Annotated in this window: 21 protein-coding genes and 1 pseudogene; 5 read left to right on the top strand and 17 right to left on the bottom strand. The window is 53.6% G+C overall.

Features of this window, described 5'->3' with window-relative positions:
* Positions 1-10 precede the first annotated feature (10 nt).
* From GUC22_RS05425 to GUC22_RS05345, 17 genes are all read right to left on the bottom strand, one after another.
* Positions 11-817, bottom strand: a complete 807-nt coding sequence (locus GUC22_RS05425) for a MaoC family dehydratase (RefSeq protein WP_160183410.1) — start codon at positions 815-817, stop codon at positions 11-13.
* Entirely contained in the window at positions 814-2,067 is a 1,254-nt protein-coding gene (locus GUC22_RS05420; RefSeq protein ID WP_024358472.1) for a beta-ketoacyl-[acyl-carrier-protein] synthase family protein, read from the bottom strand. Before GUC22_RS05420 ends, GUC22_RS05425 begins: the two co-directional genes overlap by 4 nt.
* Positions 2,054-3,451, bottom strand: coding sequence for a TolC family protein (locus GUC22_RS05415; RefSeq protein ID WP_024358473.1), 1,398 nt, complete (start codon positions 3,449-3,451; stop codon positions 2,054-2,056). The genes GUC22_RS05420 and GUC22_RS05415 overlap by 14 nt, the downstream gene beginning before the upstream one ends.
* Positions 3,448-5,391 carry an ABC transporter permease gene (locus GUC22_RS05410; RefSeq protein ID WP_160183409.1) on the bottom strand — a complete coding sequence of 648 codons (1,944 nt, stop codon included), beginning with the start codon at positions 5,389-5,391 and terminating at the stop codon, positions 3,448-3,450. The genes GUC22_RS05415 and GUC22_RS05410 overlap by 4 nt, the downstream gene beginning before the upstream one ends.
* Positions 5,391-6,551: an efflux RND transporter periplasmic adaptor subunit gene (locus tag GUC22_RS05405; protein WP_160183408.1), complete on the bottom strand. Its 1,161-nt coding sequence runs from the start codon at positions 6,549-6,551 to the stop codon at positions 5,391-5,393. Before GUC22_RS05405 ends, GUC22_RS05410 begins: the two co-directional genes overlap by 1 nt.
* Complete coding sequence (locus tag GUC22_RS05400; RefSeq protein ID WP_160183407.1) at positions 6,548-8,659, bottom strand: peptidase domain-containing ABC transporter; 2,112 nt, start codon at positions 8,657-8,659, stop codon at positions 6,548-6,550. The genes GUC22_RS05405 and GUC22_RS05400 overlap by 4 nt, the downstream gene beginning before the upstream one ends.
* Before the next feature lie 9 nt (positions 8,660-8,668).
* Positions 8,669-9,619, bottom strand: coding sequence for an ABC transporter (locus GUC22_RS05395; protein ID WP_154925529.1), 951 nt, complete (start codon positions 9,617-9,619; stop codon positions 8,669-8,671).
* 2 nt (positions 9,620-9,621) lie between these two features.
* Positions 9,622-10,290 carry a DsbA family protein gene (locus GUC22_RS05390; protein WP_024358477.1) on the bottom strand — a complete coding sequence of 223 codons (669 nt, stop codon included), beginning with the start codon at positions 10,288-10,290 and terminating at the stop codon, positions 9,622-9,624.
* A gap of 70 nt (positions 10,291-10,360) precedes the next feature.
* Positions 10,361-10,570, bottom strand: coding sequence for a DUF4762 family protein (locus tag GUC22_RS05385; protein ID WP_024358478.1), 210 nt, complete (start codon positions 10,568-10,570; stop codon positions 10,361-10,363).
* 103 nt (positions 10,571-10,673) lie between these two features.
* Positions 10,674-11,345, bottom strand: a complete 672-nt coding sequence (locus tag GUC22_RS05380; protein WP_024358479.1) for a transcriptional regulator — start codon at positions 11,343-11,345, stop codon at positions 10,674-10,676.
* Positions 11,346-11,367: 22 nt separating this feature from the next.
* Positions 11,368-11,916: a fimbrial protein gene (locus GUC22_RS05375; protein ID WP_160183406.1), complete on the bottom strand. Its 549-nt coding sequence runs from the start codon at positions 11,914-11,916 to the stop codon at positions 11,368-11,370.
* Positions 11,917-11,925: 9 nt separating this feature from the next.
* On the bottom strand, positions 11,926-12,978 hold the full coding sequence (locus GUC22_RS05370) for a fimbrial protein (protein WP_160183405.1): 1,053 nt from the start codon (positions 12,976-12,978) through the stop codon (positions 11,926-11,928).
* The gene (locus tag GUC22_RS05365) at positions 12,978-13,607 is read right to left on the bottom strand and encodes a fimbrial protein (RefSeq protein ID WP_049115114.1); all 630 of its coding nucleotides are present in this window, start codon (positions 13,605-13,607) and stop codon (positions 12,978-12,980) included. Before GUC22_RS05365 ends, GUC22_RS05370 begins: the two co-directional genes overlap by 1 nt.
* Positions 13,608-13,625: 18 nt before the next feature.
* Positions 13,626-14,369 (bottom strand): molecular chaperone, encoded by a 744-nt coding sequence (locus tag GUC22_RS05360; RefSeq protein WP_160183404.1) that lies wholly within the window; start codon positions 14,367-14,369, stop codon positions 13,626-13,628.
* Positions 14,370-14,394: 25 nt separating this feature from the next.
* Positions 14,395-16,863, bottom strand: coding sequence for a fimbria/pilus outer membrane usher protein (locus tag GUC22_RS05355; RefSeq protein WP_160183403.1), 2,469 nt, complete (start codon positions 16,861-16,863; stop codon positions 14,395-14,397).
* Between the two features lie 75 nt (positions 16,864-16,938).
* Positions 16,939-17,493, bottom strand: a complete 555-nt coding sequence (locus GUC22_RS05350) for a fimbrial protein (protein ID WP_160183402.1) — start codon at positions 17,491-17,493, stop codon at positions 16,939-16,941.
* Between the two features lie 79 nt (positions 17,494-17,572).
* The gene (locus GUC22_RS05345) at positions 17,573-18,112 is read right to left on the bottom strand and encodes a fimbrial protein (RefSeq protein ID WP_004124241.1); all 540 of its coding nucleotides are present in this window, start codon (positions 18,110-18,112) and stop codon (positions 17,573-17,575) included.
* Between the two features lie 904 nt (positions 18,113-19,016).
* On the opposite strand from GUC22_RS05345, the pseudogene GUC22_RS05340 reads away from it, so the two are divergent.
* The 5 genes and pseudogenes from GUC22_RS05340 (at position 19,017) to drmB (ending at position 26,973) form a co-directional block, all read left to right on the top strand.
* Positions 19,017-19,916 (top strand): annotated as a pseudogene (locus GUC22_RS05340) (IS3 family transposase).
* Between the two features lie 275 nt (positions 19,917-20,191).
* Positions 20,192-20,407 carry a helix-turn-helix domain-containing protein gene (locus tag GUC22_RS05335; protein ID WP_119936007.1) on the top strand — a complete coding sequence of 72 codons (216 nt, stop codon included), beginning with the start codon at positions 20,192-20,194 and terminating at the stop codon, positions 20,405-20,407.
* Positions 20,404-21,651, top strand: coding sequence for a DNA cytosine methyltransferase (locus GUC22_RS05330; RefSeq protein ID WP_201746408.1), 1,248 nt, complete (start codon positions 20,404-20,406; stop codon positions 21,649-21,651). The genes GUC22_RS05335 and GUC22_RS05330 overlap by 4 nt, the downstream gene beginning before the upstream one ends.
* Positions 21,644-25,087, top strand: a complete 3,444-nt coding sequence (gene drmA, locus GUC22_RS05325; protein WP_201746407.1) for a DISARM system helicase DrmA — start codon at positions 21,644-21,646, stop codon at positions 25,085-25,087. The genes GUC22_RS05330 and drmA overlap by 8 nt, the downstream gene beginning before the upstream one ends.
* A gap of 5 nt (positions 25,088-25,092) precedes the next feature.
* Entirely contained in the window at positions 25,093-26,973 is a 1,881-nt protein-coding gene (gene drmB / locus GUC22_RS05320; protein WP_160183401.1) for a DUF1998 domain-containing protein, read from the top strand.
* The last annotated feature ends 6 nt before the right edge of the window (positions 26,974-26,979 follow it).

Below are 26,979 nucleotides of genomic sequence, written 5' to 3'. Positions count from 1 at the left end.
TCCTTAATTATCAATTGGTCATTGGGCCAACTTTGAGCGTGACCACATTGGTCATTATCAGGTTATCCAGCTGCGCCGCCGCCGCGATGCGCACCAGCGCGCCCTGCTCAACCTGGCCGACCACCAGCGAGGGCAGCAGCCAGAGCGATAGCGATTCGGGCCAGATCGGCGTCGCTTTGCTCGCGAGATGAACATCAAACACCACCTCCTGGTGGGTTTGCAGCACCGGATAGCGGGTAAAAATTTGCTGCAACGAGGTTTCCCCCGCTCCGAGCAGAGTCGCGATATTCGCCTGGCGCAGCAGCGCGGGATCGCTAATAAGCTGGCGGAACAGCAGCGCGTCAAGAAACTGCCACTGCGCCAGGTCGGGCCAGGCGCTGTTGAAATGGGATTGCAGCGCAAGCAGCGTCTTTGGTGCAAGTTCGCTGGGCTGTTTTCCCGTTAGCGATTCCGGCCCGGCGGCGAGGCTCATCTGGCATGACAAACAGACTTCATCATCCTGCGAGCTGCTGACCGACGCGGCGGACAAGACGCGATTTTTCGCGGCGCCGGGAGTGAGCAGCCAGTCACTATCGCACCATAGCGGCCTGCGCAGGCGAACCACGCATTTCAGGTAGCGTTCAGAACCGGTGAGCGGGTTCGTCAGCCGCGACTGGACGTCGCGCTTCACGTCGAGCAGCGCGCGCATCCCGTGGACGCTCAGCCGGCCGTCGCCCATCGCGCGCGCTGCCGCGAGGTCGAAGTGAATGGGGTTATCGTCGCCGGAAAACGCCGCCCACTGCCGGGCGTCCGCAAGGGTATAGCGCAGCCGCTTCACCCGTGCTTCTCCAGTACCAGCGCGGCGTTCGCGCCGCCGAAACCAAAACTCAGATTTAGCGCCCGGCGGATCTCTCCCTGACGATGCCCTTCGGCGATATAGTCGAGATCGCACTGCGGGTCTGGCTGCGTCAGATGCGCCGTCGCCGGCATGATCCCCGCCGCCATCGCCTGCAGGCAAACAATGGTCTCGAAGCTCCCCGCGGCGGCGATCAGATGCCCGGAGTAGGCTTTGGTGCTGGAGACCGGGATGCGATATGCCTCATCGCCCAGCGCCTTTTTCAGCGACCGCGTTTCGTTAATATCGTTGAGCGGCGTGGAGGTACCGTGGGCGTTGATATAGTCGAGGTCGGCGGGCTGGAGATCCGCGGCGCGCAGCGCCCAGCGGATAGTTTGCTCGCGGGCCACGCAGTCTTCGGCCGGGGAGGTAAAATCCACCGCGTCGGAAAAATTGGCGTAGCCGGTGACCTCCGCGAGGATTGTCGCGCCCCGCGCCAGGGCGCTCTCGCGCTCTTCCAGACACAGCACCGCTCCGCCCTCTGAAAGTACAAATCCGCTGCGCTGCAGGCTGAACGGGCAGCTGGCCCGCTCCGGCGATGACGTTTCCCGGCTCAGCGCGCCAAGCACATCGATATTCCAGATAGCGCAAACGCTGTTTAACGACTCCCCGGCGCCGGCGAGCATCATGCTGGCGCGGCCAAAGCGAATCGCATCATAGGCCTCGCCAATGGCGATAGTGCCGGTGGCGCAGGCGGCGACCGGAGTGTTCTGGTAGCCGCGCAGATTCCACAGCTGGCTACAGGCCGCGGTGGTCACGTTCGGCATCGAAAAGAAGCAGCTGAAGGGCGAAGAGACGCCCGTTTTCTCAAATTCCGGTACCGCCAGATAGCTTTCATCCAACCCTGCCCAGCCGGAGCCGATGATGGCGCCACACCTCAGCGGGTCATGAGAATCGGTGGGTGGTTCGCCAGCAAAGGCCATCGCCACCGCCTCCCGCGCGGCGGCCAGCGCCAGGCGAGCGTGACGCGGCAGACGCCGACGAATGGCGGCGGGCACCCCCTTGAGGCTGGGTTCATTCTCCACCTGACCGATAAAATGGGTGTGGATGCCGTTAGCGGAGAGATCCACATAGCGGTAACCGCGTCGATAATCCATAATCGCCTGCCAGCTTTCGGCAGCGCTATCGCCAAGGGGAGTCACCGCGCCATAGCCGGTTATCACCACGCGATAAGGGGGTTTACTGTGACTCATTCTGGGAAGTCCTCTGTTGCGGGTTATTGCCTCCCTGCGCCAGCCAAAGCTGCAAAGTGGCATAAAGATAGTCGTACTGGTTCTGCGCCAGGCTGTTCTGTACGTCGAGCAGCGCGTCCTGCGCGTTCAGCAGGGTCTGGTAGTCCACCGCACCCGCCCGATAGCGGCTTTCGGTGAGCGCCAGGCGCTGCTCGCCCAGCAGCAGCGATTGCAGCAGGCGTTCGCGCTGCTCATCGGCGTTAAGCCGCTTCTCCATCGCGTTGTCCACCTCCGACAGCGCGGTATAGGCGGTGCGGCGAAAGTTAACCGCCTCCTGCTGCACCTTCACGCTGGCCTGCTCCACGGTGAGCTGTACCGTGTTCCACTGGATAAAGGGCGCGGAAACGCTGCTGCCCACGGTGCGCAGCGGGTCGTTAAACCACTGGTGAAAGAGCTGGCTCCCGGCGCTCAGCGTTCCCTGCAGCGACAGCGTGGGATAGAAGCTCAGCCGCGCCGCATCGGAACCCGCCAGCGCCGCGCGCAGCCGCGATTCCGCCGCCTGCAGGTCCGGCCGGCTGGCGAGCGCGGCCAGCGGCGTGGCGCTGGCAATGGCGATATGCTGACGCACATCCAGCGCGGCAGATTCATCGGTGTGCTGAGCTGGCGGTCTGTTGAGCAGCAGCGCCAGCGCGTTGCGGGAGATAGCCCGCTGCTGCTTGAGGCTCAGCAGCTGATTCTGACGGCTGATGACCGTCTGCCGCGCCTGCAGCACATCGAGCAGGCCCACTTTCCCCGCTCGCTGCCAGGACTCAATCTGCGCCAGCGTCTGCCTGGCGATATCGAGACTCGTTGCCTGGTAAGCCATTTGCTGATTCAACAGCGCAATGTTCCAGTAGAGCTGCGCGGTGGTATCAATCGTCGACAGGATCGTCGCCCGGTAATCCTGTTCGCTGGCTACCGCCTCCCATTCGCTCTGTTCGCGGATCCGCGCCAGCTTGCCCCACAGATCCAGCTCATAGCTCAGGGACAGTGAGGCGCTGTAGCTCTCCTGCGACCCGCCGCTGTTTAGCGGTTTTGAGTTATTGCCGGTGCCGCTCAGGGTCGCGTCGGGGCTGATATTGGTCTGGGTTAATCCGGCGGCAAGGCGCGCCTGTTTAAGCGTTAAGGCGGCAGCGGCCAGATCGTTGTTGCTTTCCAGCACCTGTCCCACCACCCGCGACAGGCGTTGGTCGCCGAAACGATCCCACCAGCGCGGCGCGTTCTCCGGCGCGAGCGCGTTGCTTTGCCCCTCCGTTCGCTGCCAGCTTTCCGGCACCGACAGCAGCGGGCGCTGATAGTCGCTGCGGGTCAAATTGCCGCAGCCCGTTAGCAATACAATGAATGGTAATAAAGTCAGCGGTCTCATTCGCGGGCCAGCGCCTCCGTCGGGTTTAGCCGCGCCGCACGACGCGCCGGGAAATAGCCAAACGTCAGGCCAATCAGGGCGGAAAAGCCGCAGGCCATCGCTACCGGCAGCCAGGTGAAGACCATAGAAAACTCCTGCGTCAACAGGGCGAACAGGTTACCGGCGGCCCAGGATCCTAAAACGCCCGTTAGTCCGCCGAGGGCGCAGATCATCACCGCCTCAATTAAGAACTGATGCATGATGTCCGAGGGGCGCGCGCCGACCGAAAGCCGGATGCCAATCTCATGGGTACGTTCGGTTACCGAAACCAGCATGATGTTCATCACCCCGACGCCGCCGACCAGCAATGAAATAGCGGCAATCGCGGTGATCAGCAGCGACATGGAGTCGGAGGTTTTTTGCAGCGCTTTGGCCAGCTGCTCATCGGTCTGGACAAAGAAATCTTTTTTGCCGTGCTCGCGGATAAGGTGCCTTTCCGCACGGCGCGCCGCGTCCTGCGGCGACAGCGTTTCCTGAAAGCGCAGCGTCAGCGCCTCCAGCGGCTTATCGCCGGAAATCCGCTGCAGTAGCGAGGTATAGGGGATCCACGCCGACATAAATCCGCTGACCACCTTCGGCCCGGGCTTGCTGGCAATGCCGATTACCCGCCACGGCGCGCCGGCGATTTGCACAATTTTGCCTAGCGGATCTTCATTGCCGGGAAACAGCGTCTCCCTGCTGGTTTCATCCAGTACCAGCACCGGTTCGCGATCCTCGACATCGCGGTGGGTAAAACCGTTGCCCTGAATAAAACGCATCCCCTGCAGTGAGAAGTACTCAGCGGAAACGCCGGAGAGAATTATCGAGGAATCAAAGCCCTGACGTACCGCGGTGGTCATGCTGGAAACAATCGGCGATACCCCCTGTACCCAGGGCTGCCTGCCGAGGCTGGCGATATCATCCAGCGACAGCGCCCGCTCCATATCCGGACGCTTGCTGCCCCAGCCGGTACCCGGGCGGATTTCCAACGTGGTATTACCGAGCTTACCAATCTCGTTCATGATGCTCTGCCGGGCGCCTTCCCCCACCGCCATTGAAGAAACCACGGACGAGATACCGATGATGATCCCCAGCATCGAAAGAAAGGCGCGCATCCGATGTCCCAGCAGTGAGCGCCAGGCCATGCGCACCGACTCGCCGATACTGCGCGATAGCGAAGCCCGGCCGTTATCCTCTACCGCGGGCAGCCGCTGGACGTCACGATTATCCCGCGCGCTATAGGCGTGGTCGGCGACTACCTGCCCATCGCTGATCTCGACGATCCGCTGCGCCTGCTGCGCCACCTCGCGATCGTGGGTCACGATGATCACCGTGTGCCCGTCGGCGTTCAGCTGGTGCAGAACGTCCATCAGCGCCCGGCCGCTGACGCTATCCAGCGCCCCGGTGGGTTCATCGGCGAGAATAATTTGCGCGCCGTTGATCAGCGCCCGACAGACGCTGACCCGCTGCTGCTGGCCGCCGGAAAGCTGCGCGGGTTTATGCTGTAAGCGCCCATCAATGCCCAGCTTTTCTGCCAGCAGCGCAATGCGCGCCTGGCGTTCCGCGGCGGGCATCGCGGTATAGAGCGCGGGGATGGCAATATTCTCTTCCGCCGTCAAATAAGGCATCAGGTGGTAGCGCTGAAAAATAAACCCCAGCCAGCGGCTGCGTAGCTCCGCCAGCGCCGCGCTATCAGCCTGGTGGATGGCGATGTCGTTGATATACACCTCACCACTGCTGGGCTTATCCAGACAGCCGATAATATTCATCAGCGTCGATTTACCCGAGCCGGAAGCGCCCATAATCGCCACCATCTCGCCGGGCATAATGGTCAGGGAGACGGATTTCAGCACCGGAATAATTTGCGTCCCGGCGACAAAATGACGCGTGACGTTGTTCAGCATAATTAACGGCTTAGCCATCAAACAGACCCCGCGTCCTGGGGGATCACCACCCGCTCGCCGGGCCGCAATCCTTCCAGCACCTGCGCATACTGACGATCGTTAATCCCGATGCGGACGGTACGCTCCTCGCTGCCGCTCGCCGTTTGTACCATCACAATGTAACGCTCATCGCCGAGCGAACGTCCCAGCGCGGCGACCGGCACGCGCAGCACGTCTTTTACCTGCGCGATGCGGATAAACACCTGAGCGGTCATCGAGGTTTTCAGCAATCGCTGGCGGTTATCCACTTCAAAGGTGCCGTTATAGTAAATGGCGCTACTCTGCTGATTACCGGCAGAAGCGCCGGCGTTTTGCTCTTCCAGCGCCTCCTGCGGCGCGGGCTGGACATAGCCAAGCTCCCCTTCGTAACGCGTCTGCGGATCGGCAATAACGTAAAACCACAGCGGCTGTCCCGGATGGATTTTCTGGATATCGGCTTCGGAAATGCGGGTCTGGACCTGCATTTTATCGAGATCGGCGAGCACCAGAATGGTCGGCGCGATTTGCGAGGAGACGATGGTTTGCCCTTCACGGGTGACGATGCCCAGCACTTCGCCATCCATGGGCGCGAGAATGCGGGTATAGCCGAGGTTGGCGTTGGCGGTCTGCACGCTCATTTCCGCCTGCACTATCTGCGCCTCATTGACCGCGATCTGCTGAACCTGCGCGGCATATTGCGCCTGCGCCTGCTCAAGATCGCTGCTCACCCCGGAGCCATCGCGGCTCATGGCCTGCTCGCGCGCCAGCGCTTTACGGTACTGCACCAGCTTAGCCTCAGAGGCCTGCTTTTGCGCTCTGGCGCTGGCCAGCTGCGCGGTAGCGTTGCGTAAGTCGGAAAGCTGCAGCGTCGGGTCGATTTCGGCGAGCAGCTGCCCTTTGCGCACTCGTTCACCCTGTCGCACGTACAGCTTGCGCAGCTGACCGCTCACCTGGGCGCCGACGTTCACCTGGACGGCAGGTTTGATAATTCCGCTCGCCAGCACCACCTTTTCGATATCCCCGCGATCGAGCGCCACGGTATCGAGCGCCTCAGCCTGGGCTGGAAACGCGCGCGGGTAAAAAACGGCGGCGATAACGGCGAGGATCGCGACCAGCGCCAACAGCCACGTCTTACGGCGGCGTAATAGTCCTGTCTTCATTGGCCCACCTCTCCCTGTGTGATATCGCGCAGCTCGCCTTCATCCAGACGATATACCCGCGTGAAGTGATGCAGAATGGGCGCACTGTGGGTCACCACGATCAGCGTTTTGCCTTGTTCGCGACAGTGCTGGCACAGCGCGGCGATCACCGTTTCCGCGGTTTCGTCATCAAGATTGGCAGTCGGTTCATCGCAGAGCAAAATAGGCCGGTTACTGTAGAGCGCCCGCGCCAGCATCAGCCGCTGACGCTGGCCTAACGAGAGCGCCGAATGGCTCTCGCGGATCAGCGCTTCCATCCCTCCCGGCAGCGCCTGAACCACCGGCCCCAGCGCCATTTTATCGACCAACGCCTCTACTCGCCCACGATCGCTGTCGCTATACCACGGATCAAACAGGGTGATGTTTTGCAGCACCGAGGCGTTAAACAGGATGTCTTCCTGGCTCTGCAGCCACACCTGCGAGGCCAGCTGTCGGGCGGTCGCCTCTTCGCCGTCCAGCAGAATGCGCCCATGCTGTGCGGAAAAAAGCCCGGCCATCAGCCGTAGCAGGGTACTTTTTCCGGCGCCGGAATCGCCGACAATCGCCACCCGATCGCCGGGCTCCAGCGTGAGATCGACGGCATTAAGCACCGGACGCTGCGGGCTGTAATGAAAGCTCACCTGCTCAAACGCCAGCCGCGGAACCGTGCCACCGCTGAGCGGAGCAAACAGGGGCGCGGCCAGCTCATGGCGGGTAAACAAGCCCTGCGCGCGGGTATCGATCACGTGCAGCTGTGATTTGCGAATCACGGCATAGAAGATCCGCGTGACGTAGGAGGTAAAAATCTGCCGTAAAAAGCTGTAGGCAAAAAAGTCGCCCAGCGAGATAAGCCTGGCGTGCACCAGCGGCAGCACCACCAGCATAAAGACCACCATCTCAAGGCTGCCGGTCAGCTGATACAGTCCCTCTTTGACCTGTTGGTAGACTTTCTGCCGCTGGAGGCAGGTGAAAAGGTCATGGGACAGGCGGGCAAACTGCGCTTTACGCTGCGTTTCCAGCCCGGCGGTTTTGATGGTTAACACGCCCTGCAGCGTTTCCATAAAAAAGTCATTCAGCGTCGCGCTTTTCAGCTGCAGCTGCTGCGTATACCAGCGGTCGCGGAAGATGGCCCAGACGCTAATCAGCCCCATCGCCACAATGCCCGCGGCGGAAATCAGCGCCAGCACCGGTGAGATCCAGAACATAATGCCGATAGCGATAACGCAGATGATCCAGTCCGAGCGGAGGCCGTTATCCAGCTCGATTTTTTGCAGCATCCCGCCCTGCCAGGCGATAAAGCGGCTGAACACATCCCCCGGCGCGCGTTTTTCAAAAAAACGCAGCGGATTATTCAGCAAGCGGGAAAAACCGATATCGCTCTTCAGCAGCACAAAGCGGCGGATAAAACGCTCGCTAATGACCCTCACGCCCAGCGCCAACAGCGTGGAAATGACAAAAGCGAGGATGAACCACAAATAGGGAAACGACGTATTCTGAACGTCAGAGAAAGCCTGATTGATCGCCCGGCTGACCATCGTCGGCATTAAAAACAGCGTGAGCGACACCAGGAAGGTCAAGAGCATCAGTTTATAAATGCCCGGCACCGCCGCGGTCTCCTTCAGGCTCATCGCCCGCGGCATCTCCTGCTGTGCGCCGGTAATAACAGGCGCCTGCTGGTCAATAACGCCGGGAGACTCTTCAAGGATCAGCGCGTAGCCGCTAATCTCTTTTTTCAACGCCGAGAAAGGCAGCCACTGCTGGCCAATCGCCGGATTCATCACGCAGACGTAATCCCCTTTGCGCCAGGCCAGCAGGACATAGTGGCTGGCGCCGTAGTGCAGAATGGACGGAAACGGCAGCGCATGGAGTTCTTCGTGATCGAACAGCACCGGCGCGGTGGCGATGCCAATCTGTTGCAGAATAAGAGATAAGTCGCTTAACGAAGTCCCGTGATCGGATGCCGGGAAAATTTCCCGCAATGCCGGAAGAGAACACTGAATATTCTGGGTTTGCGCCAGCATCGCAATACAGGAAAGGCCACACTCATTGGTCTCTTCCTGGAAAACCATATCAGGGATAATCTTTTTCATTATTATGCGTCAGTGATTAATAAAGTAGAGCGAATGGCTATGCCATAAAAGCCAATCCTGCGGATAATCACGCAGGGTGTTTTCAATCATCGACGGCAGATTCGCCGCGACCTCTTTTGGCGTCAGTGGGGAAAAGATTTTTATTTTGATCCCCTGCTGATAATAGAGGTGATAAAAAACCACCTTTGCCGAGACAATGCGGGAAAAACGCTGTACGCCGCTATGTAATTTCGCCGGGCGGCCAAATAGCCGACAGCTTATTTTCCCGGACTGCGCCTCATGGGTCTGCACGGTATAGTCGGCAGGAATATCGGGGAAAATAATCATATTTTCCCGCCCTTCCGAGACGTTGCTCATTAGCGCCATCAGCTCGCTGGCAAGCGACGTATTATCCTGATGGATGGAGCAATAAGAGAGCGCGACGCCGCCCATTTTGCGGCTGGCGACGGTATAGCTTTCCGCGCTGGAAGAGACCACCACGCTGGCTTTACCCGGCGTTACCCTCGCTCCAACCATCGCTGCAAGGATATCCGACACGCAGTGCAGCGGTGCGAGAACAACCGGCGTTCTCTGCGCCGCCAGCGGAGCGACTACGGCATCAAGCGCTCGCGTGCACGCCTGCATCTGGGCCAAAGTGGCCGGATGCTGTCCCCAGGTCGCACCCATCTCCAGCAGCTGGCGGCGCATGGCTATCCATGCGGCGTCAATTCGCCCATCGGCGCCCGTCAGGCAGCGGTAGTTTTGCGTCGCCACGGCGGTGCGTCCGCGATATTGTCGCCCCAACAGCCGCAGCCGGCACAACGCCCGAGCCGCCGCCAACAGCAGCGGCATAGGGGTAAAACGCATAATCCCACGCACCGCCTTTTGACCGTAGCCAGTAAACGGGCGACTGCGCCAGCTCAGCTGCGCGGACCATTTTCTTACGCTGAAGACGCTCCAGACAATCAGAAAGCGCGTCACGCTTACTCCTTGTCCTGAGTTAACAGCTGGCGCATATAGTCAGCAAATTCAGGAAACTGGCGATCTTTCGCCACCACGTATTTTTTATTCACAATAAATAGCGGCGTGGCGTTTATGTCATAGAGTTCGGTAATTTTCGCCATATATTCAAGGCGTTCAGTAACGGCTTTGCTTTGGCGTACCTGATGGTATTTTTCGACATCAATATTGTTCTTTTTCAGCCAGCCGTTGAGCGCTTCATCGTCGGCTAAATTGATACCGCGGGTCATTACCGCGTTAAAAGCCTGGTCGCGCATCTGGCGCTCAAGCCCCATGACTTCGAGGGTGGCAAAAACCGGCGCATAAATTGCCAGACCGTTTCTTTCGGCGGTGATATGGATAACTTCAAAGGTACTCTCCGCAGGCAATGTGCCGGCGAATTTCTCGATATCTTCCTCGTTCGACGCGCAGTAGTGACAGCCGTAGGACATCACTTCAATAATGCTGCTGTCATGTTTTATTGGGCTACTGGCAACGATTGCGCTGTCAATTTCCCGCAGGGCCGAAGGCTCGCTGCTGTTCGATGCAAACGTATTAAATACAAAAACGTGATAGCACAGCACGGTAATCAGCGACGAAATTAACGCCACCAGAAACGTATAGCCAACAGCGGTAATAGGTTTTATCTTCATTTGATACCAGGCTCGCGAATATGGCGGAGAAATATATGGAGGGTTTCCCCTCCATATACCACAACAGAAATTACTGACGGATGCGATTCGGCACGACGCACATACCGTCGGACGCATCTTTCATGGTCACGGTTGAGTTGCCGTGCTTATCCGTACAGGTAGTCACTTGTTTACAGGTTGAAACACCGCCCACCACCACGGTCTCGTAAGAGCTGGTGCAAGTTTCCTTGCAAGTTCCGCCAATAATAGCTGATGCTTCAATCATACTTAATTTTTGCATTTGTTAGATCCTTAACAATTTATATTGAAATATGTTTTTCTTGCACTTACCTACTGGCTAAGTAACCTGCCAGTAATTCTTTTGATGTCATATTTATCCGCTGTTATACGCAGGGGGTAGCTACGATGCACTTGAAAATATTAAACAGCTCTACGTTGTTTTTAACGTTTAACTTTTTCATTAGCCCCCGTTTACAGCGGCTCAGGCGACGAACATCTATTTTTTGTTCAGAGGAAATTTGTGATAATGACTTCCCTTTGAATATTTCTTCCATTAACCACCAGTCATCACTGGAGATACTATTATTAAAATCCCTGGCTAACCATTTCTGCCGGGTATAATTAATCAAAGAGCGACTGAAAAATATTTTTTCCGCTGGCATAGAATCAGCACCTTCGATGAACTTAAAAAAGTTATCCAGGGACTCATTCTTCAAAAGCCAGCTTGCTTCCGGGAGAAGTGAATGCAGCGCAAAGAATAACGAAATATTATTCTCGCTTAATAAAATAACCAGCTGCTGATTTTCCCGGCAGTAGTGCTCTTTAATGGTGTAAAGCGCGTTAAAACGCTCGTCCGGCAAGCTGTCGACATCGCAGAGGACCCAGCGCAGTTCATCTTTCTGTTTAGGCAGACGCAGGGTGTTGATCAGTTCAGAGAAATGGTCGAGCCTTGTGAACGCGCAGTCACCTTCATGCATGGCAAGATCGTCAACCACTGAACGTACGCCTTCCGCGAAAAAGATGTTTTTATCGTAGAGAAAGAAACGACGGCTCATTTATCATCATCCTTGATCTATTCTACTGGTAATTAAGGGTATAATTCGCTGTTGCCTGGAAGGCGCCGGTTTCCAGGGTTTTGTTACTCAAGGCGTCCGGTTCGCCTTCAACAAAAGCTTTAAAATTTAACTGCATGTTGGCATCGGAAATAGCGACGGCGGTGGTCGGCGTATTGAGCAAAATCGCCGTGCCGTTACTCTCTTCAAAACCTATACCAATACCGCTGGCGGTTTGAGGCGCGACCGGCGTAATCGCCAGGCGGTCGCTCATATTGGCATTTTCCGTCCCGCTAAAGGTCACGGTGACGGAATTAAAAACATCGGTGCTGCAGTCCTGGAGTTCAATAACAAACGCTTTGGGCTGCGATTTTCCCTCCGCATATAGCGTGCGGGTTGAAATCTGGCCAAAATCCACGGTGATGTTTTTTGACGAAGGCACAATACTGCAGCCATGAGCAACGACGGTTCCCTTGAACTTTAAATCGCCGCCGATCAGTTCTCCGATGGCATGCGCAGGAGCGGCCGCGGGTAGCGAACCTATGAGTATCATTGATGCGATGAGTTGACGCATGCTGTCCCCTTACTGAAACTCAGCGACCACGGTGGCCGATGCCTGGAAATCCCCTTCGAGAACGTTGGTTCCGGCATTGGCAATTGGCGCGGCGGTCAAATTCCAGGTTCCCTGATTGTTATTAAAACCCGGCACGTCATAAAACTTATTCGCGGCGACTAAATTGCCGCCGGAATCTTTCAGGATAATGCCAAGATTGGAGCGGTCGACGGCGCCGGTGGTGCCTAAATAATCGCTGTTAAAACTGGCGGTATTGGCCTGCTGAATTCCCAGACGAATATTTAAATTGCCGGTGGCGAAACTCCCCCCTTCGCACTTCACCTGAATCGGCACGGACTGGCTGTAATTGTTGCCGTTAAGCAGCGAGCCCGCGCTGGGGATGGTATTAAAATCAACGACGATCGGCGATCCTGAGTTGACAATACATTTATCCGGAACGGTAATGACCCCGGAATTAATCGAGACAATCGACATGGGGGTGCTGCCCATCCCTGCGCTGTAATTCCCAAGTCGACCATAAAGCTTGGCGATTTCAGTACCCAGCAGGTTGACACCGTTGACAATCGGCTTGGTGATCATAAACGTTACCCGCCCCTGAGCGCCGGACTCAAAGTTGTTAAACTGGGTGGTTGGCGGTACGCATTTATTTTGATAAGCCTGGTTTGACTCATTATTAAAAGGCACCGGAAGATATTCCATGCGCTGGCCGCGGATATAAATCTCAATTTTCACATCCATATAATCATTGAGTTTTAAATACCCCGGCGAGCTGCCCTGCTGCAGCAGCGAGGCGGTCGCAGAGTAATAAATCGCCTGGTCTTCCATTGGAATAGTGCAGCTGGCGATACCAGAATATTGTCCGCCCAATGAAAAGACATAAGGAATCGTCGCCCCAATGCTGTTATTGGTAATATCCTGGTTGGCGACGTCAATATTGTACATTTTTGGTCCGCCAACCGGCGTAATTTCCCCTTCCACCGCCGCGCTGGCGTCGAGAGTGAATAAGCCGCCGCAGAGTAATAGCGTGATGCAAGATTTCCGCCCGATAACCCTCGTCGCCATCAGAGATACTCCATTTTTAAACGCAGCAGTCCGCTAAAGTTTCCTGCGGTCACGTTTCGCCCGGTCGATTCCAGCACGGCAATAAACGTCAGGCTGCTGTCGCCGGTTTTCACGATAAACGGCGGCTGCGTTTGATTAATATCCAGCGCCCGCTCTTTGACATCCAGCAGGCGAATACCGGCTCCTGAGATGCTGCCGGTCAGGCGCAGCAGCTGGCGATTATGCTCATCCGACTCGCCGATAAAGGTGAGCTGAACCGCCTGCTCGCCGGTGGTGTAGAGATGCTTGCTGCTGCCCGTCGTCCGTGAGGCGATGCTGTCGCGCGCCTGCGACGCGCCTTTCAGGCAATCCCTCAGCTCGACGCGAACCAGCACCGGCTGGCTCCGATCGCCGGCCTGATGGAAACGGCGGGCGCTGATTTCACCCATCTCGATAATTTGCAGGCGGCTCTGCGGCGCCAGCACGCACGGCGAGGCATAAACGGAGCCATTGAATATTACGTTACCGCCATCTTCCCCCTGATGATCCTGGTTGTAGTGCTGCGGCTGTAGCGGAATATCAGCGTCGGCCAGCGCTGGCATACTGATACCGAATACAAACAGTGCTAAAAGCGATAGACGCGTTTTCATCATCAGGTTCCTCTTTAATTACCCTTGCTGCGATGGCGGCAGCGCTTTACAGGTGTTTCCTTCACAGCGGTATTTAAGCTCTGGATGTCCGCCATAATCATTCACATACATCATCGCAAAATCTCTAACGCCGCCATCGGTCACGCTGAACTCCAGACTGGACTTCGGCGCAATCATAATTCCCGGGAACTTAGTGATTTTTTCACCCTTAACGCGGGACAGGCTAATAATGGTGATGTAGTAAGGCGTCGGGTTTTGCGCGGTCATCTTATTGCCGCTCTTTTGAAAGACGACCTGGTCCTGCCAAATCTCGCTTTTGCTTTTGGGAATAATGGCGGTCGGGCGGAAAAATAATTTAATCCGCGACTGCATGGCTAACTGCAGGACGTTAGCTTTATCCGGCTTGGGCGGAATTTCGCGTACGCTTAAATAAAACAGGCTTTCCCGATCCTGCGGTAATTGGTTAATACCGTCAGTTTTGGTGACCCGCGCCACCCCTTTTTGCCCGCCGTTAATCCGCTGCAAAGGCGGTAAAACCACCAGCGGAGAGGTGATCTTGTTGCCCTTGCTGTCTTCCACCCACGATTGCGCCAGGAACGGAATATCCGGGCTGGTGTTGGTTAGATTGGCGCTCGCCGAGCTATCTTTACCAGTGATGATAAGACGCGTGCGATCCAGCGAAACCCCCGCCTGCGCGGTACCGCTTACCGCCGCCAGCATCAGAATGCCCATCCAGCAGAGTTTGTTGCTTGTTATGCTCATTTTTGGCCTTTTATTACTGTCACTGTCATTTACACGGCAATAGCGCGGCTGTCGAACGACGCTCTATGGTCGGCGGGATGGCAATCTGACACTGCTTTTTCCCGCTCCACACTACGCTTAGCAGCTCATGAGGATTCACCCCTGCCAGCCATCCCTGCCCACCTTCCATAATCATCGATACGCTCACGCCATCGCCGTTGATAACCTCGGCGCCGAACGGCGGATAGGTACCGTCAGCCAGGCGGATAATGCCCATCATTTTTTCGCCCTGCGCCATGCCAAAGGTCTGATAACCAATAGCGCCTTCGGTCAGCGTGGCGGTGCTGATGGCTTTTGCCGGTTCAATGGATTCCGACATCGCATCAACGTCAACCCGGGTATCAAAGCTGTTGTAGCTCACGATGTCCGGAATAACGGCGATGCCGAAATTATTGGTTCTTGATTTACCGTCATTGAGCGGCACGTCGCCGATGCCGTTGGTGTTCACCATTACGCGCGCCGTATTGAGCGTCGCGCCGCTGTTGTGGATCGCCGCCCCGTGCCGGGTCGCGGTAAAGCCGCCGCGCAGGGTGCTGCTCAGAGAGAGATAGTGATCCTGCTGATAGCTGGCGTTGCTGTTGATTTCAGCGTACTGGGAGCGGCGCTGATAGTAGCCGTCGACGTTGGCATAGCCGCTCTGGCTCGCTCCGGCACGCAGACGCCACAGGTTGTTGTAGTCGCTGCTGTCGGTATAGGAGAGCATCGGGCTGGTTTTGCCGTTATTGGTCTGCACGTCGAGGCCGCTCCATTTACTATCGCCAACCGGAATGGAAAGCGAGAAAGCAATAGAGTCGTCTTTCCGCCCTTCGTAATCCGAACGGTAGGCCGAAATATTGGTGGTGATCCCGCGAATATTACCGACGTTAAACGAGCGCCCTAGCGAGATGCCGTAGCGATCCTGGCTGCTTCGGTTCCAGTAATTCTGATGGGTGTAGGTCAAAAATACCGTGGTCGCTTTACCAGGCTCATCGGCCCAGAACGTTTTATTGCCGGTGATGGTATAAACTTCTTTTTCACGCCCAAGGCTGTCGTAACCCTCATAGCGCTCGTTGAGATATTGCGAGAAAGAGCGGAAGTCCTCCTGCGAGAAGCGATAGCCGGCGAAGGTAATGGAACTATTATATTCGTCGAACGTTTTCGCATAGCTCAGCTTAAACGAGGTCCCTTTAAGCCGCTTCTGGTTTGACTGCTGACTGTAGGATTCCGTAGCGTCCAGCGAGAGGGCGCCAAGTACGCTGAGATCGCGGCCAATACCGGCGGAGACCGCGGTATATTCGGCCCCTGCGCTTTGTAAACCGCCGTACAGCGACCAGGCGTTGGTGATCCCCCAGGAGAAATCGCCGGAAGCGAAACCGGGTCCCTGAATTTTATGGCTATAGCGGGACGGCGCGCCGATCGCCACGTTGTAGCGCACGTAGCCGGGACGCGTAAGATAAGGAATATTGGCGGTGTTAACCTGGAAAGTCGAAATTGAGCCATCCTGCTCTTCCACCTGCACATCCAGCGTACCGCGCACCGAGCTGCGTAAATCCTGAATATTAAACGGTCCGGCGGGCACCGTCGTTTCATAAATGATGCGTCCGCTCTGCTTCACCGTCACTTTGGCGTTGGTCTTGGCCAGACCGCGAATTTCCGGCGCGTACCCCTGCAGGTTTGGCGGCAGCTGACGCTCATCGCTGGCGAGATTAAGTCCGGTAAAGCGCACGGTGTCGAAGACCTGAGAATCAAGATAGATCTCCCCCGCCGTCAGCTTTGCCGCCATCATCGGCAGCGGGCGGTAGGCGTAGATCTGATTCATATCGAAATCAAATTGATGCGTCGCGCTGTAATAACTGGTCTGATATTCGCCGCGCAGGCGCCAGCCGCCGAGGTTGACCCCAGTCTGACCGTATCCGCTCAGGGTGCTGTAATCTTCATGCATATCCAGCTGGCGGGTATATTGCCCGGTCAGGCTATAGTCGAGCAAAAATCCGCCGATCCCCTGGTCCCAGCGCTCCGGCGGCGTCCAGTTCGGATCGTTGTATTTCATCCACGCCTGCGGGACGGTGATGTCCAGCACCCCGGCGTAGTTACTGAGGGTGGCGCCAGGAAGGCTCAGCAGGTCATAGCAATCGGCAAACGGCTGTGCGACCTTTTGCTGCGCTTCCTCTTTCAAAGCCAATCTGGCAAGAATTTCGCCGTTAATGCAGGCCTGGGTATGCTTCTGGTCTTTAGAAGCCAGATAGCGAACCTTTTGCTGCCCGACCGCCTGGCCATTTATTTTAATATCTAATAAGTACTCGCCCGGCGGGACATAGTTGTCGGTGGCGAAACGGGTTAAATCGATATTGTCGCGATCGGCCGCATCCAGTACGTCGGTATTAAATTCCACGTCGGTTGAGGCGTAAGCCATAGAGGTACAGCAGAAAAAAAGCATCTGAGAGAGGATTATTTTTATTTTTTGTTCTGCTGACATGACTATTCATCCCGAATCATTCAGTAAAATATCGTGTGCGACAAACAAGCTCCAACAGCAATCACTGGCTTGTTTCTAGTTGTAATCCATAAAAAAACGAGTGACGGCGTAAAAATCCCCGGCTTTAATATGCTGCTGAACCGGCACCAGCGTAGCGGTAAATTTCAGCGTATTATTCTCATCACTCAGGAGATATCCCGATGAAGGTTCTCCAAACGTTAAAATTTCCCCATGGCGATCGCGAATCTGGATACCAAATCCCTTTCCTTCACCATCCGGAATTAATACTGTCGGGTCCTGCGATGAAGCATTGCCGGTAAACGTAATGGTGGCATATGCGCCTGGCGTTGATTGATTTACGCTGCCGAAAGAGGCGCAGCCAATTAAGCGCACTAAAAAAGGCCGGATAAGCTTACCTTCTTGATCGCTATTAATATCGCGAGCGGAAATGTTACCGAAATCTACCCATAGCTCCCGCGAATTAGGGTCAATATCGCATGCGGCAGCCACCAGCTCCCCGGAAAGCGCCAGTTGGCCAGGCGTAAAACTAGTACTCGAAGCATGTCCGGAAAAGAGTAATCCCGATATTAATAACGCCATCAGTCTCTTTTTCTCTGTATCCTTAACCATACTCAGAATTCCATATTATCTGGCATCTATTCCAATATCGCGGGGAGAACTCTCCCCGCGAGCGATAATTCAAAATCGATTATTGATAATCGATGGTGAAATTGATCGTTGACTGGAATGCACCTGCGGTTACGGTAGTGGTAGAACCGCTCGCTGCCGCTTCCGCTTTCAGGAACGCCACGAAAGGAATGGTGTTAGTACCATCAACCAGGGTGACCGGAGTGGTCTGCGCGCCCCAGGTTACAGTCTGGCTAGCGCTGTCTTTCAGGCCGATACCTGCACCGGATGCAGTACCAGAAGTAAATGCAGCCAGAGTAGGATCGTTCGGGTTAACCGAAGTCGGGGTATAGGAAACAACGGCGCTGCTGGCAATAGTGGTATCGCAATACTGCAGCTCGATGTTTTTGGTTTCAGTTGCCTGACCACCGCCTTGCAGCAGGGAAACTGGAACCTGACCAAAATCAACGGTTACCGGGCTGGACGACGGGGCTAAACCACAAGCGGTATTCACCAGCTCACCCTGAAGCTCAATCTGGCCATTCGTGGTATCAGCCAGTGCAGACATTGAGCCGAGAGCAGCAGTTAATGCCACAGCCATAGCAACTTTATTCAGTTTCATAGAAAATTCCTGCGTTATAAATTTTTATCCTAAAAGAGTAAGGAGCTATAAAATTGCCGAAGTCTATTTACCCAACAATTTCCAGCCCTCCGCATCACCGAAAAATCCGTTTCAATAATTAGACTATTAATTAATATTAATAATTTAATTAAAGCCAGATCCCCTGGTCGACAAAAATACTAACAAATCATTTTTTAGGTAAAAAGAGATACATTTACAGAGGAATTAAAAAAAGATTTAACCTCGCGAACAATGCCACCATAGGAAATTAACTCGCAGAGCGCTGAGATATATCCTAAAAACAAATTGCGTCAGGTAATTAATAAATGATAGTGGGCAGATATTCATAGTAAAATAATTGTAACATAGATCACATTTTATTAACAAATAGCTTTTCCTGATATAAGGATAGTCAAAAGCAGCCCGAGCAATGGACATTACGCAGCGGCTAAGAGGAGGGGGAAGACGATTCATGGGCCCGCCGCGCCTTCTTGTTTTCCTGACCTGAAGACTCCGTTATCATGCGGCCTATGAGTCAATGAAAAGAAATGCACAATGTCACGGGAACCGATGAGCAATAGCGCGACGTCATGAAAACAATAAACTCCGCTAACGCGTTAGATGAGTACATTAGAGAATCTCGACGCCCATACCCCCATGATGCATTGGTGTTTTATTATTGAATAATATAGATATTTATTTATATATTATTTAAACCTACAATTCTACCTATAGAATATGTGAGCAGTGAATATCAGATGCTCATAGTTGCTGGAATTTTTGTTCAGCACGCTTAGCCATATACTTCAAAGCCCTGCAGGCCCCCTCCCACTTCATTAATCCTACCCACTATTAGTTGACACGCGACTAAGTGAGTAAACTCTCGACCAGAGGTCGATTACTCATGACAAAACCAGCATCAACCAGCAAAACAGCCAGTAAATAGTACACACCCGAATTCCGCGATGAGGTACTGAAACTGGCTGAGCGTATTGGTGTCGCTGCCGCCGCCCGTGAAGTCAGCCTGTATGAATCACAGCTCTACAACTGGCGCAGTAAACAACAGCAGCAAATGACATCCTCAGAACGGGAGAACAAACTGACTGCTGAAAATGCCCGCCTCAAACGCTAACTGGCTGAGCAGACAGAGGAGCTGACCATTATCCAAAAGGCCGCGACAGACTTCGCGAAGCGCCTTAAATGAAGTATGTCTTCATCGAAAAGCATCAGGCTGAGTTCAGCGTCAAAGCCGTGTGTCGCGTGCTCAGGATTGCCCGAAGCGGTTTGTATGCGCGGCTCAAACGTCGCCATCAAGCCGGCCCAAACCACCAGTTCCGGCTCATCTGTGATATTGCTGTCAGTCAGGCATTCACTGGGGCATAGCAGCGTTATGGTGTGCCTCGTCTCGCCGAAGAACTGCCTGAATACAATTTCAAAACCATCGCCGCCAAACTGCGCAGTCAGGAACTGCGGGCGAAAGCCAGCCAGAAGTTCAGCCCAGTCAGTTATCGTTCATACAAGCCGTGGTGACCAGTACTGAACAGCGGATTATCAGGTATTGCTGAAGCGGCATAGCCTGCACAGCTGCATGAGCGCAAAAGGTTTCTGCTACGATAATACGTGTGCGAAAAGCTTCTTTCATTCGCTGAAAGTAGAGTGTATCCACGAGGAACGCTTTATCAGCCGGGAAATAATGCGGACGACGGTGTTTAATTATATCGAGTGTGATTACAATCGGTGGCGTCGTCACAGTGCCTGTGACGGTCTCAGCCCGGTACAATTTGAAAACGAAAATCTCGCTTAGGGCTGTGTCCACATTACATGGGTGGGATCACATACCTTTCCAAAAAGCTTTCGGTGTACAGCATGTAAGTTCTACGAACGTCTGCTGAGTGCCAGAAGTGGGCATCGTGAAGATGCCTAGAATAATAACTACTTAGAGTCGATTCAGTACGATATCTCCACACCTAATGACTAATATGCTGTGATGTTGGCAACTTGCCCTAATATCATCTAATAACGTAAAGTGAGCACAAACAGACGAAAATTACCTCTTGCAGGTCATAATGGGTATCTTGGATGATCAAAAGCCATCTTTCTAGGTTGATGGGGGAGCGGAGACTCAAAATTTCAGATGTTTCGCGAGACACTGGGATAAACAGGGGGACCCTGACGAGGATGTATCACGAGACCCTGGTGAGGATTGATTTAGAAACGATTAATACTCTCTGTGAGTATCTCTCCGTTTCTGTAGGCGAGCTGCTCGAATATCAAAAAGGCGAGAACAATACATGAGTAGTAAGCAGGCAAAAACCATGATTTCCTTGTTTAGCGGAGCCGGAGGCTTAGACTTAGGGCTGAGCGCAGCCGGATTTACTAACAAGCTCTGCGTAGAAATTGATCCCATTGCACAGCAAACTCTCGCTTTAAACCACCCCAAGTGGAAACTTGCCTCACCGGGTGACATTCATGCATTGGCTCCCAGTGAATTGTTAAGACAGTCAGGACTAAAGCCCAAAGAGTTGACCCTGCTTGCCGGTGGGCCGCCCTGCCAGCCATTTTCCAAGTCTGGATATTGGGTTACAGGCGATACTGATCGACTAACCGACCCGAGAGCTAAAACCCTGAAGGCCTATCTCGATATCGTCCGCGAAGCACAGCCGGAAGTGATATTGCTTGAGAACGTCAAAGGCATTGCTTATTCCGACAAGGATGAAGGGTTACAACTGTTGGTAAATGAGCTGAACAAGATCAATCGAGCGAAAAAAACTAATTACCATCCACATGTAATATCTCTAAACGCAGCTGACTATGGTGTTCCTCAGTCACGAGAACGTGTATTTATCGTTGCCAACAGAGATGGAAAGCATTTTAAACTGCCTGCGCCAACGCATTTCGATCCTGATAAACCAAATAGTCATGGGCAACCTCATTTAACTACGTGGGATTCGATTGGCGATTTGGATGTCGATATTTGGTTGGATGAGGTTAAACCTTCAGGCAAATGGGCGGAGCTTTTACCAACAATTCCTGAAGGCCAAAACTACCTCTGGCATACCGAGAAAATGGGTGGGCTTCCCTTATTCGGTTGGAGAACTCGCTTTTGGTCATTTCTTTTAAAGCTCGCGAAAGACAAACCAAGTTGGACGATTCAAGCTCAGCCAGGCCCAGCAACAGGACCTTTCCACTGGAAAGGCAGACTACTTTCGATTCGTGAACTAGCCCGCCTACAAACTTTTCCTGATAATTTTCAGTTTTCCGGAGATCGACGTGCGGCGCACATGCAAATTGGAAATGCGGTTCCGCCGGCAATTGGCGAATTTTTTGGCTTGGAAATTCGGCGCCAGTTCTTTGGTGAGCGTGTTCGTAAAAAGCTGAATTTGATTCCTAAAAGACGTAACGATTGCCCACCACCGGAAAAGCCTAAAGCAGTACCGAAAAAATACTTGTCTTTAAGTGGCACTCACGATGCCCACCCAGGAACAGGAAAAGGTCCAAGAGCACAAAAACGCGAACAAAAGGAACAAGCCAATGCCTGATAGCAGCAAACGAGAGTCGCGCTCACGAATTCTAGAAGCTCTCGAGCGGGAACTAATGGGGCCAACAACAGCTGACGAATCAATCAATGAATTTCCGACAACCCGATATATCATAGGTCGTTTGGCGCCCCTCAAGTCTGAAATTCCCGACTATGAAAAAGATGAACTAGCTGCGGGCAATGACGATGACGAGGGTGGAGGGCACGAATCACAACCTCCGCTCATTGTAGGCTTTAGCCCTTCATCTATGGGGCTGTCCTTTCTGGTTTCGCTGGAAACAAAAACCATCCATGCCAATGCTGTCTGGGGCGACTATCGCCGCGAAAAACATTCATCTGAAGGCCGCACCTATTGGAAACGCTATCAGCGATCCGTTTTAGTAGAGGGCATACCGGTTGATAAAATTGGCAAACTGAGTCCGATTCCCTTATCAAAATCCAATGCGCCCGCGTCAGTCACTGTTACTCCAGATGGCTTTAGACATCAAGGAGAAGATGGCGACGGTGATGGTCAGGTTTTTCTGGAGGGTGTTGTTCACCATATTGATGGTGCCAAGGCGGTCAGTTTATTTCTGGTAAATCGCCGACCTAAAGGTGACGATTCTGACAAAGCAAAAGATCAACAATGGTTAATGCAACCAAAACTACAGGTGTTTGGGGCTGACAAATACCCGATCTTCATCGCCAAAGATTTCGATAAAGACATATCCAAAGATCCTGAAATTGCGGCAGCCAATATGCTCTATCGTGATGCCAAAGAATTCGCCACAGGGCACGGGGTCGCTGCAGGATGGGATGGCCTAAACGTCACCCGTGACCGCGCCAGCCTATTATTCACGGATTTTATTCCGAACTTCGAAGTGCCAAGCCTGATAGCCCAAAGTGGAGCGATTTCCGGTCTTAACTTGGATATGTGGGAGCTAAGCCAATGCGCAACGCCCAATGATTTGTTCCAAGCTATCGAACCGCTCGTACTGACCTACGAGAAATGGGTGGCCGATAGAAAAGCGGAAACGCAGAGAGTGCCCTTTAACTCGACGCCTGAAAATATTGATACGTCTAAGGTGCTTATTGAGTGCTGCAAAGATGCTGCCCGAAGAATGCGTGAAGGACTGGAGCTAATCAGAGACGAGAATAATGCGTTTGAGGCATTTTTATTTTCCAATCACGTTATGTGGGATCAGCGCATTCACGCCATTTGGGCAGGCCGCACAAAAGATAGTGCTGATGGAAAAACAGTTGGATCGCCTTTCGACGAAGATATTAATAATTCGGGCAACCGTACCTGGCGTCCGTTCCAGATGGGCTTCATCTTGCTCAACATCGCCAGTATGGTGAATAAACCCAAATCCGGAGAGAAAGTTGCAGCAGACCGCAAACTCGTTGACCTACTTTGGTTTCCAACGGGTGGTGGTAAGACGGAGGCCTATCTCGGGCTCGCGGCATTTACACTGGCCTATCGGCGCTTGCGCGGCGATGTTAATGGCCTAGACTCCAGCGCTGGCGTTTCCATCATCATGCGCTATACCTTGCGCCTACTTACGGTCCAGCAGTTTCAACGAGCCACGGCACTAATCTGCGCCTGTGAATTGGTGCGTAAGAGCAATTCTGAAAAGTGGGGACAGGAGCCCTTTAAAATTGGCCTTTGGGTGGGTAAAGCAACTACGCCAAACGATGCCAAAGCATCTGGAAAGGCGTTGGAAGATTTAGACGAAGGCAAAAAACCACGAGATGGTAGTCCAGTTCAGTTGGTGTCGTGCCCTCGCTGCGGCACCTCACTGGTAACCCAGCAAGGCAAACCTGAAAATCAAACTTACGATTTTGATAATGTGCGGCTAAGAACACTTGTTCGGTGCCCCAATCCAAAGTGCGAATTCTGTGCACGTAAGTCAAATGATCAAGGTTTACCAGTTGTTGTTGTCGATGACGAAATCTACCGCGAGTGTCCTTCACTGGTTATTGCTACAGTGGATAAATTTGCTCGCATGCCCTTCAAGGGCGAAACTCAGGCACTCTTCGGCCTGCGCGACAGATATAGCCCAACCTACGGGCATCTAACGCCAGGGCATGGTGAAAAGCCAAACCAGCGTGTCGTCAAAGACGCTCAACGAGCACGTCGGTTGGTGCCACCAGAATTGATTATTCAAGACGAATTGCACCTGATCTCTGGCCCACTGGGTACCATGGTCGGCCTATACGAGACTGCAGTAGATTTTCTCACCCGGGTGGAAGTCGAAACTGGTGTTTCGATACCGGCTAAGATTATTGCCTCTACTGCGACCATTCGCCGAGCTCGCGAGCAAATTCGTCAGCTCTACAACCGCGACCTATCGATCTTTCCTCCTAGCGGTTTGTCATCCAAAGATTCCTTCTTTGCCAAAGAGCAGGAAATTAAAGAGGATGACGACAAAACTGCTGGCCGCCTCTATGTCGGATTGAACGCCCCTGGCTCCAGTACCAAAACCTTGTTGGTGCGTGTTTATGCAGCGCTGTTGGCAGCGGGTGAAGCCGAAATTACGCGAGACCATGAAGCCGCAGACCCTTATGCAACAGTTGTTGGCTACTTCAACAGTCTGCGCGCATTGGGTGGCGCTCGTCGTCTGGTTGAAGACGACATTAAGAAGCGTCTTCGCTATTTATCCCAGCAGCGAGGATTCCCGCAACGCTATATCAATGATCCTGATGAGCTGACCAGTCGACTGGATTCCTGGCGTATCCCTGGTCTGTTAAAACGTCTTGATAACAGATTTCCACGCGAGCAGGGTAAGCAGCACCCAGTTGATGTCTTGCTGGCCACCAATATGATTTCAGTTGGTGTAGACATTGACCGCTTAGGTCTCATGGTCGTAACTGGCCAGCCTAAAAGCACCGCTGAATACATTCAGGCAACCAGCCGCGTAGGTCGCAAACACCCAGGATTGGTCATTACCATGTATAACTGGCTGGGTGCGCGTGATCTTTCACATTACGAACACTTCCGAGGCTACCATGCAGCGCTTTACCGGTATGTGGAAGCCATCAGTGTAACGCCTTTTTCTTCTCGCGCATTAGATCGTGGTTTGCGTGGCGCCTTCGCTGCGATGCAGCGTTTGGGTGGCCAAAATATGGCGAGAGAAGTGCAGGCCCAGAATTTTGATCCTGCAGTGCCTGGAACAGATTTGATGATCACCGACATTACCTTGCGCGCAGCTGACTTAGTCGGCAAGAAAAACGCCAAACTGGTTAACGAACGCCTGATGTCTAGCCGAGATGATTGGGCACACTATGCAGATGACCTGCTGCGCTATTCTTGGCTGAAAAGTGGCGAGCGCCCACCAAACAATGCCCGGGTTTTGCTGAAAACGTCGGGTACTGATAACGAAGGCCAATGGTATACCCCCGGATCACTGCGGGAAGTTGAGCCAACAGCGGCATTTTATCTGAGTGATGAGGAGTAACACGGATGTCGAGTAAAAGAGCGATTGGCGACGTTCGTCCCAGTCAGGTAATCACCACATTTGGCCCCGGTGCGATTGTCGATCTACAAACTTTGTCGGTCATCGTCTCTGGCATAGATACCTGGCGACCTCAGGAGGAGTTGGTGATTCGGGAGCCTCGATTAGAGCGAGCCCTTAGAGTAAGCCGATTCTTTCAAGCTGAGCCTGTAAGTAGTGGGTTTGGATATAAAAAAGGAACCGTCCCTGTTAGTGTTTTTCCAAGGTATCAAGTATGTAGCAACCCGAATTGCGCAACTTTGTCTGAGTATAAAGGTTTGAAATATGGATACCCCTCTTCGGAGAACAGAACCGAAAAACTGAAAAAGGAATATGGCGGAGATCCTAATTTCAATCACCTATGCCGTTACAACGACATCACGCAAGAAATTGAGTGTAAAGCTCCAAACTGTTCGGGACGTGGTAAAGGTAAGCGAGCGCCTACTGTACCTGCGCCATTCGTTGTTGCTTGTCCGAGTGGGCATATAGATGATTTCCCTTGGCATGCTTACGTGCATCGTGATGCAGGTGATCCGTGCAGGCAGCGTATGCAGTTGGTTTATTCTGGTACGACTGGCTCGGTTTCAGATATATGGGTCTATTGTGCTTGTGGAAAGAAACGAAGCGTAAGTGATGCGTTTGGTGAAAACCGCAGTCTTGCCTTGGGTGAATGTACCCGCAAGCGTCCTTGGCTGGGGATAAAAAACAAAGATCCGCATGAGTGTAAACACGCCGGTCAGCTACGGGCGATTCAACGAGGTGCCACAAACGGATGGTTCCCCTTGGTGCGCAGCGCCTTATCAATTAAAGAGGCAGCCAGCCCAATCGGCCAGGCATTGAAGAAATGTCCGCAGCATCAGATTGAAAAGATCGATTCACAGGAAAAACTGCAAACACTGCTGGATATGGAAATGTTTCCAGCGCTAACAGAGTTTAAAGCTGAAGATATTTGGCAAACCCTGTTGAAAGAGCGTGGTGAAATAGAAACTGATGAGATTGATTTGCGTCTGCCGGAGTGGAACGCCTTCCGCGATATCGAAGGCAGCAACCAAGGCGATCAATCCGACTTTTTTCTCGAAGCCGGCGAAGTGCCCGATTTCCTCGCTGAAAAAGTTGATCGCATCGTTCTGGCCCGCAAACTTCTGGAAGTGCGCGCACTCACCAGCTTTACCCGCATCGATTACGCTTCGGGCATGGATGACGACGGGATGGGAGCCTCGCGTGCACCCATCTATAAAGAGCGGCAGGATTGGTTGCCAGCCGTCGAGGTACGTGGTGAAGGTATCTTCTTGGAGTTAAAAGAAGAAGCCTTAACTGCCTGGGAAGAGGAGCCTGCCGTACAAAAGCGCGCCGTCGCCATCGAGCAAAAATACAAAGAATGGGCCGCTGAGCGCGGTGTGGATGCAGATGACTTCCCCGGCGCGCGTTATCTCTTGCTGCACAGTCTGGCCCATGTGTTGATGCGCCAATTGGCGTTGGATTGCGGCTATTCCGAATCGTCGGTTCGTGAGCGTATCTACAGCAGTACCGATCCCGAGCGCAAAATGGCCGGAATACTGTTGTACACCGCCAGCGCGGATTCCGAAGGCAGCTTAGGTGGTCTGGTGGATCTTGGCACTAAAGAACGATTTCCGAATTTAATACACAACGCATTGGAAAATGCTAAACGCTGCTCATCAGACCCTCTGTGTGCAGACCACCAACCCGATGTGCATGCCACCATTAACGGGGCTGCTTGCCATGCCTGCGTGCTGGCACCAGAGACTTCTTGTGAGGCGTTTAACCGCTTTTTGGATCGCAACTTCCTAGTGCCTACCATGGCATACAGTGACATGGCTTACTTCGAATAACAAGGA

The organism is Klebsiella sp. MPUS7, assembly GCF_009905335.1.
In the GTDB taxonomy this organism is placed as follows: Bacteria; Pseudomonadota; Gammaproteobacteria; order Enterobacterales; family Enterobacteriaceae; genus Klebsiella; species Klebsiella grimontii.
The sequence above is the reverse complement of the archived record's forward strand: the minus strand, read 5'-3'. Positions and strand labels throughout refer to the sequence as shown.

What these genes read in the sequence shown, in the direction of transcription:
- GUC22_RS05400 (WP_160183407.1), bottom strand. Translation starts at nt 8,659, where the DNA reads ATGAAAAAGATTATCCCTGATATGGTTTTCCAGGAAGAGACCAATGAG.
- GUC22_RS05410 (WP_160183409.1), bottom strand. Translation starts at nt 5,391, where the DNA reads ATGGCTAAGCCGTTAATTATGCTGAACAACGTCACGCGTCATTTTGTC.
- GUC22_RS05385 (WP_024358478.1), bottom strand. Translation starts at nt 10,570, where the DNA reads ATGCAAAAATTAAGTATGATTGAAGCATCAGCTATTATTGGCGGAACT.
- GUC22_RS05330 (WP_201746408.1), top strand. Translation starts at nt 20,404, where the DNA reads ATGAGTAGTAAGCAGGCAAAAACCATGATTTCCTTGTTTAGCGGAGCC.
- drmA (WP_201746407.1), top strand. Translation starts at nt 21,644, where the DNA reads ATGCCTGATAGCAGCAAACGAGAGTCGCGCTCACGAATTCTAGAAGCT.
- drmB (WP_160183401.1), top strand. Translation starts at nt 25,093, where the DNA reads ATGTCGAGTAAAAGAGCGATTGGCGACGTTCGTCCCAGTCAGGTAATC.
- GUC22_RS05360 (WP_160183404.1), bottom strand. Translation starts at nt 14,369, where the DNA reads ATGAGCATAACAAGCAACAAACTCTGCTGGATGGGCATTCTGATGCTG.
- GUC22_RS05375 (WP_160183406.1), bottom strand. Translation starts at nt 11,916, where the DNA reads ATGCGTCAACTCATCGCATCAATGATACTCATAGGTTCGCTACCCGCG.
- GUC22_RS05370 (WP_160183405.1), bottom strand. Translation starts at nt 12,978, where the DNA reads ATGGCGACGAGGGTTATCGGGCGGAAATCTTGCATCACGCTATTACTC.
- GUC22_RS05380 (WP_024358479.1), bottom strand. Translation starts at nt 11,345, where the DNA reads ATGAGCCGTCGTTTCTTTCTCTACGATAAAAACATCTTTTTCGCGGAA.
- GUC22_RS05355 (WP_160183403.1), bottom strand. Translation starts at nt 16,863, where the DNA reads ATGTCAGCAGAACAAAAAATAAAAATAATCCTCTCTCAGATGCTTTTT.
- GUC22_RS05405 (WP_160183408.1), bottom strand. Translation starts at nt 6,551, where the DNA reads ATGAAGACAGGACTATTACGCCGCCGTAAGACGTGGCTGTTGGCGCTG.
- GUC22_RS05390 (WP_024358477.1), bottom strand. Translation starts at nt 10,290, where the DNA reads ATGAAGATAAAACCTATTACCGCTGTTGGCTATACGTTTCTGGTGGCG.
- GUC22_RS05415 (WP_024358473.1), bottom strand. Translation starts at nt 3,451, where the DNA reads ATGAGACCGCTGACTTTATTACCATTCATTGTATTGCTAACGGGCTGC.
- GUC22_RS05345 (WP_004124241.1), bottom strand. Translation starts at nt 18,112, where the DNA reads ATGAAACTGAATAAAGTTGCTATGGCTGTGGCATTAACTGCTGCTCTC.
- GUC22_RS05365 (WP_049115114.1), bottom strand. Translation starts at nt 13,607, where the DNA reads ATGAAAACGCGTCTATCGCTTTTAGCACTGTTTGTATTCGGTATCAGT.
- GUC22_RS05335 (WP_119936007.1), top strand. Translation starts at nt 20,192, where the DNA reads ATGATCAAAAGCCATCTTTCTAGGTTGATGGGGGAGCGGAGACTCAAA.
- GUC22_RS05350 (WP_160183402.1), bottom strand. Translation starts at nt 17,493, where the DNA reads ATGGTTAAGGATACAGAGAAAAAGAGACTGATGGCGTTATTAATATCG.
- GUC22_RS05420 (WP_024358472.1), bottom strand. Translation starts at nt 2,067, where the DNA reads ATGAGTCACAGTAAACCCCCTTATCGCGTGGTGATAACCGGCTATGGC.